At 45.9% G+C, this 16,475-nt stretch carries 16 protein-coding genes; 12 read left to right on the top strand and 4 right to left on the bottom strand.

Annotated elements, in window-relative coordinates; translation table 11 throughout:
* Positions 1-144 precede the first annotated feature (144 nt).
* The 11 genes from LY85_RS03875 to LY85_RS03825 all read left to right on the top strand — a co-directional run bounded on the left by LY85_RS03875 (position 145) and on the right by LY85_RS03825 (position 10,615).
* Positions 145-528: a helix-turn-helix domain-containing protein gene (locus tag LY85_RS03875; RefSeq protein WP_038324888.1), complete on the top strand. Its 384-nt coding sequence runs from the start codon at positions 145-147 to the stop codon at positions 526-528.
* 195 nt (positions 529-723) lie between these two features.
* Positions 724-1,452: a LytTR family DNA-binding domain-containing protein gene (locus LY85_RS03870; protein ID WP_141825529.1), complete on the top strand. Its 729-nt coding sequence runs from the start codon at positions 724-726 to the stop codon at positions 1,450-1,452.
* A 106-nt stretch (positions 1,453-1,558) separates the two neighbouring features.
* The gene (locus LY85_RS03865; RefSeq protein WP_185741085.1) at positions 1,559-2,776 is read left to right on the top strand and encodes a sensor histidine kinase; all 1,218 of its coding nucleotides are present in this window, start codon (positions 1,559-1,561) and stop codon (positions 2,774-2,776) included.
* A gap of 130 nt (positions 2,777-2,906) precedes the next feature.
* The gene (locus LY85_RS03860; protein ID WP_141825527.1) at positions 2,907-3,062 is read left to right on the top strand and encodes a cyclic lactone autoinducer peptide; all 156 of its coding nucleotides are present in this window, start codon (positions 2,907-2,909) and stop codon (positions 3,060-3,062) included.
* Positions 3,062-3,655 carry an accessory gene regulator B family protein gene (locus LY85_RS03855; RefSeq protein WP_141825526.1) on the top strand — a complete coding sequence of 198 codons (594 nt, stop codon included), beginning with the start codon at positions 3,062-3,064 and terminating at the stop codon, positions 3,653-3,655. The genes LY85_RS03860 and LY85_RS03855 overlap by 1 nt, the downstream gene beginning before the upstream one ends.
* A gap of 10 nt (positions 3,656-3,665) precedes the next feature.
* The gene (locus LY85_RS03850; protein WP_038324883.1) at positions 3,666-3,866 is read left to right on the top strand and encodes a hypothetical protein; all 201 of its coding nucleotides are present in this window, start codon (positions 3,666-3,668) and stop codon (positions 3,864-3,866) included.
* Between the two features lie 306 nt (positions 3,867-4,172).
* Entirely contained in the window at positions 4,173-5,876 is a 1,704-nt protein-coding gene (locus tag LY85_RS03845) for a histidine kinase (RefSeq protein ID WP_243122474.1), read from the top strand.
* Entirely contained in the window at positions 5,869-6,645 is a 777-nt protein-coding gene (locus LY85_RS03840; RefSeq protein ID WP_141825524.1) for a response regulator, read from the top strand. The genes LY85_RS03845 and LY85_RS03840 overlap by 8 nt, the downstream gene beginning before the upstream one ends.
* Positions 6,646-6,776: 131 nt before the next feature.
* Positions 6,777-7,850: an ABC transporter substrate-binding protein gene (locus tag LY85_RS03835; protein ID WP_141825523.1), complete on the top strand. Its 1,074-nt coding sequence runs from the start codon at positions 6,777-6,779 to the stop codon at positions 7,848-7,850.
* Positions 7,851-7,884: 34 nt separating this feature from the next.
* A complete protein-coding gene (locus LY85_RS03830) occupies positions 7,885-8,973 on the top strand; it encodes an ABC transporter ATP-binding protein (RefSeq protein ID WP_141825522.1) in 1,089 nt (362 codons plus the stop codon).
* The gene (locus LY85_RS03825) at positions 8,960-10,615 is read left to right on the top strand and encodes an iron ABC transporter permease (RefSeq protein WP_141825521.1); all 1,656 of its coding nucleotides are present in this window, start codon (positions 8,960-8,962) and stop codon (positions 10,613-10,615) included. Before LY85_RS03830 ends, LY85_RS03825 begins: the two co-directional genes overlap by 14 nt.
* Before the next feature lie 129 nt (positions 10,616-10,744).
* On the opposite strand, the gene LY85_RS03820 is transcribed toward LY85_RS03825, so the two are convergent.
* The 4 genes from LY85_RS03820 to LY85_RS03805 form a co-directional block, all read right to left on the bottom strand.
* The gene (locus LY85_RS03820) at positions 10,745-13,168 is read right to left on the bottom strand and encodes a hypothetical protein (RefSeq protein ID WP_141825520.1); all 2,424 of its coding nucleotides are present in this window, start codon (positions 13,166-13,168) and stop codon (positions 10,745-10,747) included.
* A 315-nt stretch (positions 13,169-13,483) separates the two neighbouring features.
* Positions 13,484-14,077, bottom strand: a complete 594-nt coding sequence (locus LY85_RS03815; RefSeq protein WP_141825519.1) for a lactate utilization protein — start codon at positions 14,075-14,077, stop codon at positions 13,484-13,486.
* 198 nt (positions 14,078-14,275) lie between these two features.
* Entirely contained in the window at positions 14,276-14,785 is a 510-nt protein-coding gene (locus tag LY85_RS03810; protein WP_141825518.1) for a pyridoxamine 5'-phosphate oxidase family protein, read from the bottom strand.
* 179 nt (positions 14,786-14,964) lie between these two features.
* Positions 14,965-15,531, bottom strand: a complete 567-nt coding sequence (locus LY85_RS03805) for a GrpB family protein (protein ID WP_141825517.1) — start codon at positions 15,529-15,531, stop codon at positions 14,965-14,967.
* A gap of 298 nt (positions 15,532-15,829) precedes the next feature.
* On the opposite strand from LY85_RS03805, the gene LY85_RS03800 reads away from it, so the two are divergent.
* Entirely contained in the window at positions 15,830-16,474 is a 645-nt protein-coding gene (locus LY85_RS03800; protein WP_185741084.1) for a TetR/AcrR family transcriptional regulator, read from the top strand.
* The last annotated feature ends 1 nt before the right edge of the window (position 16,475 follow it).

Here is a 16,475-nt window from a genome sequence, read left to right as displayed (position 1 = left end):
CTGCATCTCCACCTTTTTGTTTATTTTTGCCGCGCGGAAGTGCGACATTCATCGCTCTGCGCGGTTCTTTATCTATTAGTATATTCAGCAGGGAACATATCTACAAGTACGCACATTTTTGTGCCTTAAAACGGGAGAAATCATATGCCAGAAGAACAGGAAAAAATAAAATCGGTTCACAGCAAAAAGTGCGCGGTGGCACATGCTCTGGAAATTATCGGGGGAAAATGGAGGCTGCCGATTATCTGGGAGCTTTCCGCGAAGGAAAGCATGCGCTACAACGAGCTGAAACGGCATCTGGACGGAATCACCAATATCATGCTGACCAGAGCACTGAACGGCCTGGAGAAAAACGGTCTGGTACTGCGTACGGAAATCTGCCAGATACCGCCCCATGTGGAGTATTCCCTGACTGAAAGCTGCAAGCAGCTGCTGCCTGCGCTGGAAATCATCAATGAGTGGGGGAAGGGCAGGATGCTGGACGCCGCCTGCCGGGACTCCGCAGAAAACAAAAATACGAATTCCTGAAAATGCCCTCTCGGCCATCCGGCAGAGAGGGTAAAATTTTGCATTATTGTAAAAGGAAATGGGAAAAACGGGAACGACACGTTCTGATTATTTCCTTATAATCAATACAAAATTTTCCAGGAATCTTGACAATCCGACTGGATATGGGTTTAATAAGTAATGTAGTGGAAAAACGAATTAAAGATAGGTGATTATATGTTGGAAATTGCTATTTGCGATGACGATAAATACGAATTGGAACAGCTAAATACCATGATTGCAAAGTATTGCAATGAAAAAAATATCAAAATATTTACAAGCATATATGAAAAAGGGGAGGAATTATTACATAGTACGAAGAAATTTCACATTATTTTTTTGGATATTCAGATGGATCAAATGGATGGGATTGAAGTTGCCAAAGTAATCCGCTCGAAGGATAAGAACGTCAAAATTATTTATGTAACGAATTTTTCAAACTATCAAACAGACGCTTTTTCCGTCAGAGCTTTTGGATATGTAACGAAACCTTTTACTTATGAGACGATTTGCAAGCAGCTGGACGACGCCATCGAATATACGAAAATGGAGAAAAATAAAATTACCTTTACTTTTGATACGAACTTAGGTATCAAAACGCTTAACCTGGAAGATATTTATTATTTTGAATCCTGCGATCACAAAATTGAAATTGTGGCAAAGGACAGAACCTATAAAATTAATGATAGTATTAATAATATTTTTAACAGTTTCAAGCCATATGGATTTTCTATGCCGCACAAAAGTTTTGTGATTAATCTGCTGTATATATCAAGTATCAAAGGATATGACGTTACCCTGACTAGCGGCGATTTAATTCCAATATCTCAGAAAAGAGCGGTGGAATTCAAAGCGGAATTTCACTCTTTTCTGAAAAACAATTTTAATATGTTAATAAAGAGATGATGATATGTTAGAAACAATTATAAAATGGTTGTCTTACGTGATATCGTGTAGCGTCGGTACAGCGATTTTATTTGACTTCATGAACAAAATGTATGAGCCTCAATATTTGAAAAAAAGAACAAAGATCATTTTATATTTTTTATTTACAATTTTGTGGATCAGTGTAAACTTATTGGATGCCCCGTTCCTCAATTTTACATATTTCGTGGCTATCACCTTTATCGTAGCGTATCTTTACAATGTCAGGCGGGTTAAAGAATATCTCCACATTATCATATTTAATATTACTTTTGCGGGATGTGATGCGATCGTCTCTTCCTTACTGACGCTGATAACAGGTTCGATTCCTCTTTATAATCATAATTCTGTTGTGTTTTTGTTTAATGTGATTGTCGTTCAGACATTTATGTTTGCCGTCTGTAAGTTGTTGATTATTTGTTTTAAAAGACAGAAGATCACCTATATGTATAAAAAGCAATATGTTTTTCTGGCCCTGCTTCCTGTTTCGAATGTTGCGATTATTTATTTTATTGCGATATTAGCCGCCTACAAGGTTGATCCAACCACTACGCACTTTATTATTATGATGCTTGCGGTTATTTCAATCATACTGAATCTGGCAGTGATCTATTTTTTTGAAAATGTATCGAAATCAGATCAGCTGGAGAGTGAAATCGTTTTGATTCAGCAAAGAATGGATATGCAATATAGTTATTACCAGCAGCTGGAAATAGAATACAATAACTCCCAGAAAATCATGCATGATATCAAAAATCACGTCAGAGTGTTTGAACGGCTTTACACGGCGGGACAAAATACGGAAGGCATTGAATATGCTAAAAAAATATCGGAAATCGTAGATGAACTTGGAATGAAATTTAATTGCAACAACAGGATTTTAAACATCATTGTAAATGAAAAAATGAAAATCTGCCATTTGGATGGAATCGAATTTATTTATTCTGTGGAGAACCTGAATCTGAATTTTATTGATGATATCGACATCACGGCGATTTTTGCCAACTTACTGGATAATGCCATAGAGGCATGCAACAGGATTATCGATGGTACAAAAAGAATAGAGCTGCGTATTTATCAGTTTCACGATATGTTTATTATTAACCTCATCAATTCTATTCAGGAAATCCCCGTAAAAAGTGAAGAAAAATTTCTCTCCAATAAGAAAAATCATAAAGCGATCGGCCTTTCCAACGTGAACTCCTCTGTAAAAAAGTACGACGGAGATATTAATATAGAAGTTGAGCAGGGAAGATTTTCTGTGAGCATTATCTTTCCGGTAAGCCGAAGAAGCAGCAGTCTATAAATGTGTTTTTTTACGATAACGGCATAATCTCTGTATTTCAGTCAAAAAAACTGTAAGTTAGGTAAACCCCCTTGTGAACAGCCCAAATTCGATTATAATGGAGTCAATAAATTAACAAGGGGTGTTGAAAATGAAAAACGGTCAGAAAAATGTAAAAATGAAGGCACTGGATTTGGTTTCTAAAATCGCGATGCAGGAAGCTCGCCAGTCCGCCAATACGTCTTGCGTACTACTTGCTTATCAGGACAAGCTCCCTGAAGCGGTAAAGAGCCTCAGAAAATTCTGATGCTGACCAATTTTTCCAACTGGATCGTAAAAGCCCTGAGCGAGAGCGGCTTGATCTCGGAAAAAGATAAGGATCTCTATTCTTTTGGAGTGCAGACCGCTCTCCTCAAAATGATTCATTTTTCCACTATGTTTTTAGTCGGTTTGTTCCTCGGTATGCTGTTAGAGACTTTTGTATTTATCGTATCGTATTCATTTCTTCGGGTTTATGCAGGCGGTTACCACGCCAAAACCAAACTGGGGTGCTATGGGATGTCGTGGGTAATGATCCTTTTTGTGCTGTTGCTGACGAAATTCTGCCCGGGCTATATGGCATTTATCACGTCGATTGCAGTTCTCATTCCAGCTTCCCTGATTATTGTGATTTTAGCACCTGTAGAAAATATCAATAAACCACTTGATGATGCTGAAGTACACCACTACAGAAGGAAAACCAGAATTATTCTCTCCGTAGAATTCATCGTAACAATTATCTTCTTACTTATAAGCAGTATTCAATTTTCTTTTATCGTCAGCTTGAGTATATTTTGGGTCTCTGTTATGCTGATTCTCGGGAAGGCCCAGATGATGATGGTTGATAATGTATCAGTGTGAGGTGCCCTCTATGTATTACAGTGATTTATCCCGTGACGAAGTTACGGAAACAGAAGCGCACATGCAAATCATTGAGCTATGCGAAAGATGGTATAATCTGGCTCATCCAAACGGTGATTTTGTAAAATACTTTAAGAAGCATCCCGACTTGCTGAGTATCGAGCAATGGCCGTGCTTTATGAAAATCGGAGAAACAAAAACTGTTGATTAAAAATTCTTTGCATTTATAAAACAGCCCTTTTAACCGCATAAAAACGGTTAGAAGGGCTGTCTTGGTAATCAGTGTTTTTTCATCCTCTATAGAACTCATATGCGCTGGTCCTGACGGGGTAATGCCATCGGGATCGGCGCATTTATTTGTACGGATGTGCGGATGGGATATCGTATCTCCATATTTTAAGGATAGGGATTGACGGCGAAGCTTGTTAATTCTGACAAAATATGCTTTAATTAGAACGAATTATGGTCGGAATTGTATCTTGTATATAGAATTGCGGGTAAGGCAGGGATGATAGAATTGCGGACGGGAGAAACAACGAACAGTCCTTTTAAAAAACAACTGGAAAAGCAGGCGCTGCAAAAGATCATTTTTTTGGTCATTGTCGGCTGCCTGCTGTTCTGTATCCCTATTTTCGGGCTGAATTATCTCAATCAGAACTTCAATATGGAGGAACACCTGAACTTTCTGAACCGAACGTTTGACGAGGTATATGGAGACGTTACCGCTTATCTGGAGGATGAAGAAAACGAGGGGCTTTTTCTCCGCTGTATGACCGGTGTTTCCGACAGCCGGGAGGTGCAGTACTCCCTCAGCAAGCATAACGTGGCAAGCCCGGTGCGCGTTCGTATGATTCTGATGAACCGGGAAAAGCAGATCGTCTATACCAGCTTTGGGCAGGAAGCGATGAACCTGCACAGAACGGAATTCAATAAAATTGTGGCGGACAATGCCTTGAAGGCAAATCTGCCCATTTACACGACCGTTTATTATTTTTCGGGAGACAGCTCGGAGTGCGTTTTTGCAAAACCCGTTTACCAGCATGGGGTGCTGGCCGGATTTGTCATGGCCTATCTGAACGGAAACGACTGGGGCAGCCTTTTTTCAGGATATCAGTATGACTGCATTATCACAAACCTGAACGGAGATATCATCTACTGCTCCAAAAGCGCGTTCCTTTCCGAGCGCAACACCAACAAATACAAAGCGGATCCGTCCCAGCACTTTGTGACGGTGCAGGAAAACCGGTACCGGACCGGCGCGCGGGTTCTGACGGATAAAAAAGCGGTGCTCTATTCGTTTGTGTATTCTTCGGGAAATTCGCTCTATATCATCATCGGGGTCATGACGATCGTCCTGCTGGGCTGCATCTGGCTGGTAATGTTCCGAAAGCTGTCCCAGATGATGGCGGAAAAAACCGCTCAATCCGTAGAGGCGCTGGTGGGGGAGATCCGCGTCATCCGCCACGGGGACAACGAGCATATCATCCGGATCAACACCGGGGACGAAATCGAGGAGATCGCGGCGCAGATCAATAAAATGGTGAAAAGCATCAACGAGCTCAACACGCGCAACACCGATCTGATTAAATTGAACAGCATGATTGAGATGAGAAATCTGCAGACGCAGATCAATCCGCACTTTATTTACAATACGCTGGACAATATCAAGTACCTCATCCTTGGAGACGCGGAAAAAGCATCCTATCTGCTGGAAAAATTCACCCATATTCTTCGCTACAGCATCAACAATACCAAACAGGACGTCCTTCTTTCGGAGGATATCGGTTACATAGAGGATTATCTGTATATCCAGAAAACAAGGTTCGGGGAGCGTTTCCGGTGCCGAATGGAAATAGAGCCGGACTGCAGCCAGTGCATGATCCCCAAGCTGCTTTTACAGCCGCTGATTGAAAACAGCATCAAGTACGGTTTTCAGAAACAGATGGAGCTTTCCGTTCAGATCAGGGCCTGGTGCGAGGGCGATTATCTGTTCCTGCGTGTGGAGGACGACGGTCCGGGGGTTCCTGTGGAGATACTGGAACGCCTGCAGAGCATGATTGTTTCCGAAGGAATCAAGACCGAGCACAACGGCCTGCAGAACCTTTCCCGCCGGATTATTCTGGAATATGGGGAGGAGTGCGGCCTGTTTATCAACAGTGAGGAAGGAAAAAGCTTTACCGTTACGGCAAAGCTGCTGCGCAGGGGGAGAAAAGATGTTTAGCGTGATACTGGTGGAAGACGAGGACATTATCCGAAAGGGCATCCGTTACGCGGTGCCGTGGGAAGAGCACGGCTGTACCGTGGTGGGGGAAGCCCGCAACGGCGTGGAGGGAAAGGAGCTGATCCAAGCGCTCAACCCGGATATCGTGATTACCGATATCAATATGCCGATCATGGACGGGCTGCAGATGATTGCCGAAACGAAATGCCAGAACGATTATGTGGCAATTCTTTTAACCGGCTATTCCGACTTTGAATATGCCAAGGAGGCGATCCGGAACGGGGTTTCCGACTATATTCTGAAACCGCTGAATCAGGAAGAAATGATGGAAGCGCTTGATCGCGCCGCTCTGGAATGTGAAAACATCCGAATTTTACGCAAGCGGAATAAAGGTGTGGCGGAGCTGAAGGATATTTCCCTGTTCGGCAATCTGCGGCTGGAGGATCCGGAGGACCCTGTGGTCGCGCAGATTCTGGACTATATCGCGCAGAACTATACTCAAAAAATAACACTTGCCGAATTGTCGGAAAAGCTGTTTTATTCCGACCGGTACATTAACCAGAGGTTTCAGAAGGCGCTGGGGACCACGGTGATCGAGTACCTGAACCGGTACCGCATCCAGAAAGCGCTTTCTCTCCTGCAGGAGAGCCGGCTTCCGATTTCCGAAATCGGGGGAGCGTGCGGCATCGGGGATTACAAATATTTCAACCATGTCTTTAAAAAGTATGTGGGGTGTTCACCCAAAGAATACAAGCTGAAAATTCGCTGAGAAAAAGATACCGGATCAGAATTGTTCGGTATCTTTTCTATTTTGTTCCGTAATTCAGGTATTAATTTTATGCAATATTTTTATAAAATAAGGATACCAAAGCAAAACACCAAACTAGAGGAGGAAATGAAATGAAAAAGTTAATGGCACTGATTCTTTCCGTTGTGCTTGCCGTTTCCGCGGCAGGCTGTTCTTCCGCACCGGCCGCTTCCAAGGCGGACGCAGCCGGCAGCGCCGCTTCCGAAGCCGCGTCTTCGGAAAAACAGGGCGGCGGCAAGCTGGTCATCTATTCCCCGAACTCCGAGGGCCTGATGAACGCCACCATCCCGCTGTTTGAAGAAAAGTACGGCGTGGATGTCGAGGTCATCCAGGCGGGTACCGGCGAGCTGATCAAGCGTATCCAGTCCGAAAAAGAAGACCCGTACGCGGACGTTATGTTCGGCGGTTCCTGGTCTTTGGCGTATGACAATAAGGACTTGTGGGAGCCGTATGTTTCCAAGAACGACGCCGGTGTGCTGGATGCCTATAAAAACACCAGCGGGTTCATTACCGGGAACGTTCTGGACGGCAGCTGCCTGATCGTCAACACCGATCTGATCGGCGATATCAAGATCGAAGGGTATGCCGACCTGCTGAACCCGAAGCTCAAAGGCAAGATCGCCACGGCCGACCCGGCCAATTCCTCTTCCGCTTTTGCGCAGCTCACCAACATCCTGCTGGCGATGGGCGGCTATGAAGACGAAAACGCATGGAAATATGTAAAAGATCTGTTTAAAAATATCGACGGAAAAATCGGGGAAAGTTCCTCCTCGGTCTACAAAAGCGTTGCGGACGGCGAAAACGTGGTAGGCCTTTCCTATGAAGATCCCTGTTCGCAGCTCGTGCGCGACGGCGCTCCCGTCAAGGTGATTTATCCCAAGGAAGGCGCGGTTTACCTCCCGGCGTCCGCTACCATCATCAAAGCCGCCAAGAATATGGATAACGCGAAGCTTTTCATCGATTTTATCATCAGCGAGGAAGTGCAGAACATCTGGGGCAGCACGCTGACCAACCGCCCGGTACTGAAGGACGCGAAAACCAGCGACTTTATGACTCCGATGTCCAAAATCCATGTCATTGAGGAAGATATCCCCTATGTCAGCTCCCATAAACAGGAAATTGTAAGCAAATACACGGATATCTACACCAGTCTTCAGAGTAAATAAGAGCGACCATCGATAAGAACTGCGGGGGTATGAAATGAGTAAGATCCTGATCCAAAACGCCGTAAAGAAATACGGAAACAATACGGTTATCCCGGATTTGAATATTGAAATAAAAAACGGGGAGCTTTTTACGCTGCTGGGTCCCTCCGGGTGCGGAAAGACGACCCTGCTGCGCATGATTGCCGGCTTCAATTCCATCGAGGGCGGTGATATCTACTTTAACGATACGCGTATCAACGACATTGATCCGAGCAGGCGGAATATCGGCATGGTTTTTCAGAATTATGCCATCTTCCCGCATATGACGGTACGCGACAACGTCGCCTTCGGGCTGAAAAACCGCAAAATGGAAAAAGAAAAGACGCAGGAGCTGACGGAAAAATACCTGCAGCTGATGCAGATTGCGCAGTATGCCGAACGAATGCCGAACCAGCTTTCCGGCGGGCAGCAGCAGCGGATCGCGCTGGCGCGCGCCCTTGTGATTTCGCCGGACGTTCTGCTGATGGATGAGCCGCTTTCCAATCTGGACGCAAAGCTGCGTCTGGAAATGAGGAGCGTCATCCGCCACACGCAGAAAAACGTCGGAATTACCACCGTATATGTCACGCACGATCAGGAAGAGGCCATGGCCATCAGTGATACCATTGCGGTTATGAAGGACGGCGTGATCCAGCATGTCGGCGCGCCGAAGGAAATTTACCAGAGGCCGAAAAACGTGTTTGTCGCAACCTTTATCGGTCGGACCAATATCCTGCCGGCCAGGGCGGAGCGGGGCACCCTGATTTTCCCCAGCGGCTACCGGGTACCACTGGAATGCCTGAATGCGCTGGAGGACCAGGAGGTGCAGTGCTCCGTCCGCCCGGAGGAATTCGTTATCAGCAAGCAGGGCGACGAGGGGATTCACGGCGTCGTAAAGGAATATACATACCTTGGTCTGAATACGCATTACGCCGTGGAGACCGAGAGCGGCCTCACGGTGGAGATCGTTGAGGAGTCTTCCCTGGAAGATGAGCTGAAGCCCGGACAGAACGTGCTGCTTCAGGTGAAAAAACACAAAATCAATGTGTTTGATAAAGAGGGCGGCCGCAACCTTGTAAGGAGCGAAGCTTATGAAAGACAATAGCAAATTCCGTCTGGATATCTGGGGAACCCTTACGCTGTGCACCATCGCGGTCTATCTGCTGTTCCTGATCTATCCGATGGCCCATCTGATGCAGCAGTCCGTTTACGATTCTCAGACCGGGCAGTTCACCATGGCAAACTTTGTAAAGTTCTTTTCAAAGAGCTATTATTTCGACACCCTGCTGAACAGCTTCAAGGTCTCGCTGGCAGCGACCGTCCTTTCCATTGCCATCGGCACCCCGCTTGCCTACCTCTTTTCCGTTTTTAAGATCAGGGGAAAGTCGGTGCTGAACATCCTCATTGTGGTTGCGTCCATGTCCGCTCCGTTCATCGGCGCGTACTCCTGGATTCTGCTTCTGGGCCGCAGCGGGGTCATCACGGCTTTCTTCCGGAAGCTGGGCATTCTCCTGCCGGACATCTACGGCTTCGGGGGAATCGTGCTGGTTATGTCCCTGCAGCTCTTTCCGCTGGTGTTCCTGTATGCGAGAGGCGCCTTGAAGAATATCGACAATTCCCTGATTGAAGCGGCGAACAACCTGAGCTGTTCCGGCGTCAAATGCTTCTTCAAGGTGGTAGTCCCTCTCATCATGCCGACTTTGCTCGCGGCCGGGCTGCTGGTCTTTATGCGGTCGTTCGCGGATTTCGGTACGCCGATGCTGATTGGCGAGGGGTACCGCACGTTCCCTGTCGTCCTGTATACGGAGTTTATCAATGAAGTGGGGGGGAACGACGGCTTTGCGGCGGCAATCGCGATTATCGCCATTGTCATCACCACCGTTGTCTTCCTTGCGCAGAAGTATGTTTCCAACAGGAATTCCTTCGCCCTGAACGCCCTGCATCCCATTGAAGAGAAGGAACCGAGGGGAGGCAGGAAAGTGCTCGTGTATCTTTTTTCCTATCTGGTGGTGGCGATTGCCATTCTGCCGCAGGTATACGTCACCTATACGTCCTTTAAAAAGACCTCGGGCAAAATTTTTATCCGCGGCTATTCTCTGGGCAGCTACGAATCCGCGTTTTCCAAGCTGGGAAGAAGCATCCAGAATACCATTATCATCCCAATGATTTCCCTGGTCGCGATCATCCTGCTCGCCGTGCTGATTGCCTATCTGGTCGTGCGGCGCAGGAACGCCCTTACCAGCACGGTCGATATCCTTTCCATGATTCCGTACATCGTGCCGGGAACCGTTCTCGGTATTGCCCTGCTGACGGGCTTTAACCAGAAGCCTCTGATGCTGAGCGGGACAATGCTGATTATGGTGATTGCCCTGATTATCCGCAGGCTGCCATATACCATCCGTTCTTCGGTGGCCATCCTGCAGCAGATTCCCATCAGTATCGAAGAAGCGGCCATTTCACTGGGCGCTTCCAAAATGAAGGTTTTTTTCCGCGTGACCGTTCCGATGATGGCCGCCGGCATCGTTTCCGGTGCGATTTTAAGCTGGGTAACGATGATCAGCGAGCTGTCCACCGCGATCATTCTGTATACGGGCAGGACAAAAACGCTGACGGTCGCCATCTATACGGAGGTTGTCCGCGGTAATTACGGAGTGGCGGCGGCGCTCTCTTCGATTCTGACCCTGCTTACGGTGGTTTCCTTGCTGGCGTTTAACAAGGTAAACGGCGGAAAGGATTTCAGCCTGTAACAGCATTCCATAGTAAAGAATCCGAACTTCTTTCCGAAAGGAGAGAAGTTCGGATTCTTACTGTTCAGCCGATTGGATTGATTTCCGCCGTTGTTTTTTTGTAATTCTGTCAACGGACAGTTTTTTGATTTACGGCAGTTTGATAACACCTAAGGTTACCACGCAGATTTTCTTCGGGGCCAGACCGTCGACCGAAACATAGACGCCGCTCGATTTCCCCATAGAGGTAATGTCACATGCGGATATTGTGAAATAGAAGTCGTTTCCATCCCTTTTGCTGGAAACGACCCGGAACGTATTGCCGGTGCCCGCCGTGAGGGCTACTGTTTTTGCGCCCTGCGCGGTAATTTTAAATGTGTAATTTTTCCCCAAGGGGATAGTAAAATTGGAAGTAGTATCCGAAAGGAAGGAACCCAGCTCGGTAATAGAGACCACACAGACCTTTTGCACGGGCTGATCGGCAACACCCATATACATCCCTGCAGAGGAACCGACCGGTCCGATTGCCGTAATTTTGTAGTAAGAATCGCTACCGGACCGTTTCACCAGCTCAGTTTTAAAAATGTTCAGAGTTCCTGGGTTAAATCCGGTTGCGCCAGTGATTTTGAAAGTGTAGCTTTTACCCTGTGTTAGAGAGAAATTTTGTGTGGTGTCCGACTTCATCACAACTGGAATCAAGGCTCCTATGGTTACATTACAGACCCTTTGCGTTGTGATGCCATTAGACATTGAGAACTCGGCTGTTTGTCCCGGAAAGCCCGCAGGCAAGATCCTGTAATAGTAGTCGTTGCCCGATTTACGGATGAGTTCGGTGCGGAATCGGTCCTCGTGATCTGGCTTAAAAATCGGGGCACCGGTGATTTTAAAAGTATAGAATTTGTTTTGTGCTAAGGTAAAGCTCGATGTAGTGTCGGATTTCATCGGAATGACTGGTGCGGAAGGATCGGGTTTGATCTGAACGGTGCCGTAACTTGTGATAGAATTCGGATCGTAATAACGGGAATTGAGAAGTTGAATGTAGACGTAGGCCTCATCTCCAATTTTGTCACTAAGGGCCGTTACTTTGACATAGTAATTGGAGCCGTCTTTTTTCACGAGCTGAACGGTGATGATTGGAGTGGTCGACGCTGCGTTATACCCCCCGGTGAAAGTTGGTTCTCCGCCGCCCATAATCGTGAATTTATAGGTGTAAGATTCTCCCTTTGCAAGTCTGACCGTCTGATGCGTATCGCTTTCAACACTGGGAAAAAACGTATAGTCGATCAGCACCGGGAAAGATACAGTTTCGCTGCCCGAGGTTACTTGCACCTGAGAATATCCATCTGATTCGTACGGTTGCGCTGTCATACGGTATTCGTAACCGCCGTCTACTTTGCGGACATACTGTACGCTGACATGAGAATTGTCGCTGCCCGCTGCCGGAGGGGTGGGAGAATTGGTGTAGGCTACGAAGCGGTAGCTGTCTCCCGGGTCGCATTGATATAGTCCGGTGGTGTCCAACCGGATATTTTTGGGGGCACTGGAAATCGTTACCCTGCAGAGCTTTTCCGGCCTGTAATTGTAGCTGCCTGTGTAAAGCGTCGCTGACTGCCCCACGGCTCCAAAAGCATCGATCCGGAACAAAAATTCACTGCCGTTATGGGTAACAAGTGTGACCTGAATGTTGGGGTTGTCTGAAACCAGTAGCGGAATGCTGAGTCGGCCACCGCCGCCGATGGAGTTGCCCCGCGCGGTCGGATCGTCGGTGGGGCCTTGGTATGTATAGTTCACCTTCATGAAATAACTGCCGTTCTGTGCAATGGTGAAATCTTGATTTGTATCGGAGGTAAGAGTGTAGTCCTTATCGATCACACCCCGCACGATGACCGGCATGTTGTCGATGGTGCCGTCGGAAGCAGTAATTGTCAGTGTCGTGTAGCCTTGGCCCACTGCGTACAGAGCAACCATGTAATGCCCCGGCCGATTATCGATTTTCTGAAGTGGTGTGGCTTGAATGACGCCATCATTATTGGAAGCAATGGAAAGTGAGACTTCCGGGTCGCTTACCGCAATTTCAGAGTACATCATCTCGTTCTGCTTCAAGTCCTTAAATCTTAAATCGTAGTAATTGTCAGAGTAACTGATCTGTGTAGTCGGTGTTTTAGGCGGAGGCGTAGTTTCTTCGGGCGGACCCACGGTAATCACGCAGAATTTCCGGGCTTCCTGTCCGGGCGCTACCAAATAAAGCCCTGTGGAAGAACCGGGCTCGCCTACGGCGTCTATGCCGTAGGTATACTGATCACCTATCCAACTGGCCATGCAGGATTTAATTACGCCCGAGGTTCCTATTACAAAATAGGCGTCTCCGGTAATGGTGAACGTAATGCTTTTCCCCTGGGGAACGGTAATGTTGCCTGAAATGCTGGCATACGGCGCGGATGCCGTATCGGATGTGACAGCTTCCGCATATGCGGGCGATTCGCCGATAAGCGAAAACACAGCGCATAAAGCTAGAAAGAGACTGAGCAGGCGGGAGTGGGATCGAAAAACACCTGCTATATGCGATTTTTCCATTTTAATACCCCTTTGCTGTTGCAGATTCTTTTATCTGGAAAACTTCTTAAATAATAATCAGAAACAGGGGGATACATGGTGGTGGAAAAAGAATATTTCAGAATTGTTATTTCTTTGGAGAAATATGGAATATTAATACCCAATAACAGGAAAATATACGACAAAACCCGCACGAGTCCCGTTGTCTGTTGGTTTTCCAGCAGACAGAGGGACTCGTGCGGGTGATTGTACTTTCTTTTTTTGTTTCTCTTAACACCGCGGTTCAAGGCCTTCGCTCCATCAACGCCAAAACGGGAATACCCGAAAGGGGTATTGTTAAAACCCCAATTCCTGGTCTATAAAGATGATTTCACATTTCATGCCCATCGGGGCACGGTCTATAACGGTCGTTATACGGCAAATCCTCTCAGGACTGTTGCAATCATAGCATTTGTCCGCATTTTTGGCGCATGGGGTTTTTGCGTTCATCCGTTTGGCGTTTTTCGGGGCAGCCACGTTTTTGCAGCGGTATATTGCATCACTCAGATTCGCCGTGATTTTATTTTTCCCCACAATATAGTAGCAGGTTTCGGGACCGAAAGCCGTCATGGAAACACGATTTCCCGTCGCGTCGATATTGACGATCTCTCCGGATTCAGTCACGGCGTTTGCACTGGTTATGTAAATATTTGCGCAGTTGGCCAAGCGCCGGACGTCCCGGGAAGGCACCTTATTGTGCCATACCACGGCATTGTTTTGTTGTAAAGCCTCAAACAGTCCCATTTCCTTCAGAGTCGCGCTTCCACCGAATCCAATCGTTTGACGCTGGAGGGTGTTCACCAGATAATCGCTCGCTTCTTCTTTAGATGAAAAAAGCTGAGTTGAAAAACCATGCTTTTCAAAATTCTGCCTGATCATGGAATACTCCATTGCCGTCACTCCCGAAATTATTTTATCTCTCAAAGCTGAGAGCTTTCTTATTTATATTATACCACAGGCGTACAGCGCCGTCGTAGTATAAATTATAAATTGGGAGAATGGCTAATACTATAAAATAAAATCGTTTTCACAGGATGATTTCTCAATTTCCATAAAAACGATTTTATTAGAATGTTCACAGAGGAAAACTTAATCGGACTGAGCTTGCAGATGTTTCACTTTAGCCAGTTCAATGGCTTCCTTACCGGTCATGTGGTCAATTGTAAGTTCTATTATACACACAATGTTAAACTCTTTTTCAATTACCTGTGAAAGATGGCTTTCGTCATGGCCAGGGGCATATCTTACAGCTAAAATCTCAAGAGCGCTTCTTTTTTCCCCTTCCTCTTCGAGGATGCGGGCTTTACCAAAGACAATAACACTGCGAAAGTAAGTGGTATACTCGTCCGGCACTACCTGATCCTTATCAATCACACAAAAGGAAACTTTTTTGTTTCTGGCGATGGCGTCCAGCTTATGGCCTGTTTTGGCACAGTGAAAGAAAATCTTATTGTCGTGATAGACATAGCTGAGCGGGACGGCATAGGGATAATCGTCGTCCCCGGACACAGCCAGCACTCCCGATGTTCCACGGCTCAAAATTTGAATACATTCCTCTGAGGATAAAGCCTGTTTTTTGCGGCGCATTTCTCGAAACATATAGACACCTCTTTCATAAATAAAACAATAAAACGCCTGATCTTCATTCCTTCAAGGGCCTAATGGAATGAACAAAAGACGTTTACCCGGCGGCAATTTCATATTACAAATACAATATAGCATACTTGCACATCAAAATGCAACACCCTCATCATGCCTCTTAGCGGATAGGCCATCCTTCAAACGGGATTCGACTGTTCCGTTATGCGTCCCATAATTTCCTGTACGACACGTGTTTTTGCATCAGCATAATCTTGAATATACCGCCATACTTGCTTCGCAAGCTGCCGCTTGGCTTCCGCATATAAATCTCTGTCGCTCTCATGTGTACAAAGCCAATCACGGAACGCGGTCATTCGTTCTGCTTCCTCACAATTTTGCGAAAAGACGTGTAAATTAACCGCGGGGTCTTTTCCCTTGAACATACGATGTTCAAACCATTTCGGTTCCCGAATGCGCAATAGATAGCCAACTCTCTCAAGCTGCTTTTCATATTCGCTTTCCTTCGCAGAGTCTTCCACACACAATAAAATGTCAATGATTGGTTTTGCGCACAAACCAAGGACAGAGGTAGAACCCACGTGTTCAATTTTCAAAGCTGTTGTGCCAAGCGCGTTATAAATTTTCGCGGCTTCTTTTTGAAATAAAACCGGCCAGTTATCATCGTATTCGCATAGTTTAATTTTCTGATTATGTACGGTAATCTCTCCAACGGTTACTTCCTGTAAATATTTCTCTGAACTCATACAGTATCACCTTTCATTCATCCCAATTGACCGTTTATCTACAGCATTTTTTCCAGTTGATTCTGCAACAAGTTGCGTTTCTCCCCCGCCGAAGACGGGGGAGAAACGCGTTTTGTCTAGCAAACTGAAATGGACCTGCTGTAAGTGACCTTTGAATTTACGGATATCAGTAACATTATAGCTGTTTGGAAAGCAAAAGGGAAGACAGGGACACTTGCGACATTGACATCAGCAAAAATCTGAGATATGATAGTTTATAGAATAAATTCTATAAACTATCATGATGAGGAGCAGTCGTATGGCGAGACCTAAAAAAGACCCCAACATAAAAAGAAAAGAATTTATAGATCAAGCTGCCGTTCTTTTCTTTGAAAAGGGATATAACGACACTTCTATCCAGGACATATTGTACGCCGTTGGCAAAGACGGGGCTTTATCCCCAAGCGTTTTTTATTACTATTTTAAATCTAAGGATGAAATATTTGAAGCGGTTGTACAGGATTATATGAATCAGTATATTGGACAGATTATGGACGTGCTGGAGCAGGAGCATCTATCCTATGCTGAAAAAATGCGAAAGTCCGTAGCAATCTATCGAAACGCGATAGAGGATTTCAAAAAAATTGACGCTTACTTTGACCAGGATACGCCGAGGGTATCTTATTTCAATTATTTAATCGACAGTCAAGCAATTTCTTCGTTGATAGACCCTCTTGATCAATTGCTCCGGCAAGGGGTAAAGTCTGGCTGTATTCCAAAAACAGCATTACTTATGCAAGCAGGAACCAAAATAATGGCGCAGATTTTTCTATCATCTATCATACCGCTGACACATCAGGGCCGTGAGAATGACGGACAGCACCATTCGGAAAAATATGCTCAATTTGTTCCTCAGATCTTTGCACAGTTATTTGATGTTCATTCAGTACTTGAGGAGGAATGAG

Origin of the sequence: Clostridium sp. KNHs216 (assembly GCF_006714885.1) — a bacterium.
In the GTDB taxonomy this organism is placed as follows: Bacteria; Bacillota; Clostridia; order Oscillospirales; family Acutalibacteraceae; genus Caproiciproducens.
The sequence above is the reverse complement of the archived record's forward strand: the minus strand, read 5'-3'. Positions and strand labels throughout refer to the sequence as shown.

What these genes read in the sequence shown, in the direction of transcription:
- LY85_RS03820 (WP_141825520.1), bottom strand. Translation starts at nt 13,168, where the DNA reads ATGGAAAAATCGCATATAGCAGGTGTTTTTCGATCCCACTCCCGCCTG.
- LY85_RS03860 (WP_141825527.1), top strand. Translation starts at nt 2,907, where the DNA reads ATGAAAAACGGTCAGAAAAATGTAAAAATGAAGGCACTGGATTTGGTT.
- LY85_RS03810 (WP_141825518.1), bottom strand. Translation starts at nt 14,785, where the DNA reads ATGTTTCGAGAAATGCGCCGCAAAAAACAGGCTTTATCCTCAGAGGAA.
- LY85_RS03815 (WP_141825519.1), bottom strand. Translation starts at nt 14,077, where the DNA reads ATGGAGTATTCCATGATCAGGCAGAATTTTGAAAAGCATGGTTTTTCA.
- LY85_RS03855 (WP_141825526.1), top strand. Translation starts at nt 3,062, where the DNA reads ATGCTGACCAATTTTTCCAACTGGATCGTAAAAGCCCTGAGCGAGAGC.
- LY85_RS03870 (WP_141825529.1), top strand. Translation starts at nt 724, where the DNA reads ATGTTGGAAATTGCTATTTGCGATGACGATAAATACGAATTGGAACAG.
- LY85_RS03840 (WP_141825524.1), top strand. Translation starts at nt 5,869, where the DNA reads ATGTTTAGCGTGATACTGGTGGAAGACGAGGACATTATCCGAAAGGGC.
- LY85_RS03825 (WP_141825521.1), top strand. Translation starts at nt 8,960, where the DNA reads ATGAAAGACAATAGCAAATTCCGTCTGGATATCTGGGGAACCCTTACG.
- LY85_RS03800 (WP_185741084.1), top strand. Translation starts at nt 15,830, where the DNA reads ATGGCGAGACCTAAAAAAGACCCCAACATAAAAAGAAAAGAATTTATA.
- LY85_RS03875 (WP_038324888.1), top strand. Translation starts at nt 145, where the DNA reads ATGCCAGAAGAACAGGAAAAAATAAAATCGGTTCACAGCAAAAAGTGC.
- LY85_RS03835 (WP_141825523.1), top strand. Translation starts at nt 6,777, where the DNA reads ATGAAAAAGTTAATGGCACTGATTCTTTCCGTTGTGCTTGCCGTTTCC.
- LY85_RS03830 (WP_141825522.1), top strand. Translation starts at nt 7,885, where the DNA reads ATGAGTAAGATCCTGATCCAAAACGCCGTAAAGAAATACGGAAACAAT.
- LY85_RS03850 (WP_038324883.1), top strand. Translation starts at nt 3,666, where the DNA reads ATGTATTACAGTGATTTATCCCGTGACGAAGTTACGGAAACAGAAGCG.
- LY85_RS03805 (WP_141825517.1), bottom strand. Translation starts at nt 15,531, where the DNA reads ATGAGTTCAGAGAAATATTTACAGGAAGTAACCGTTGGAGAGATTACC.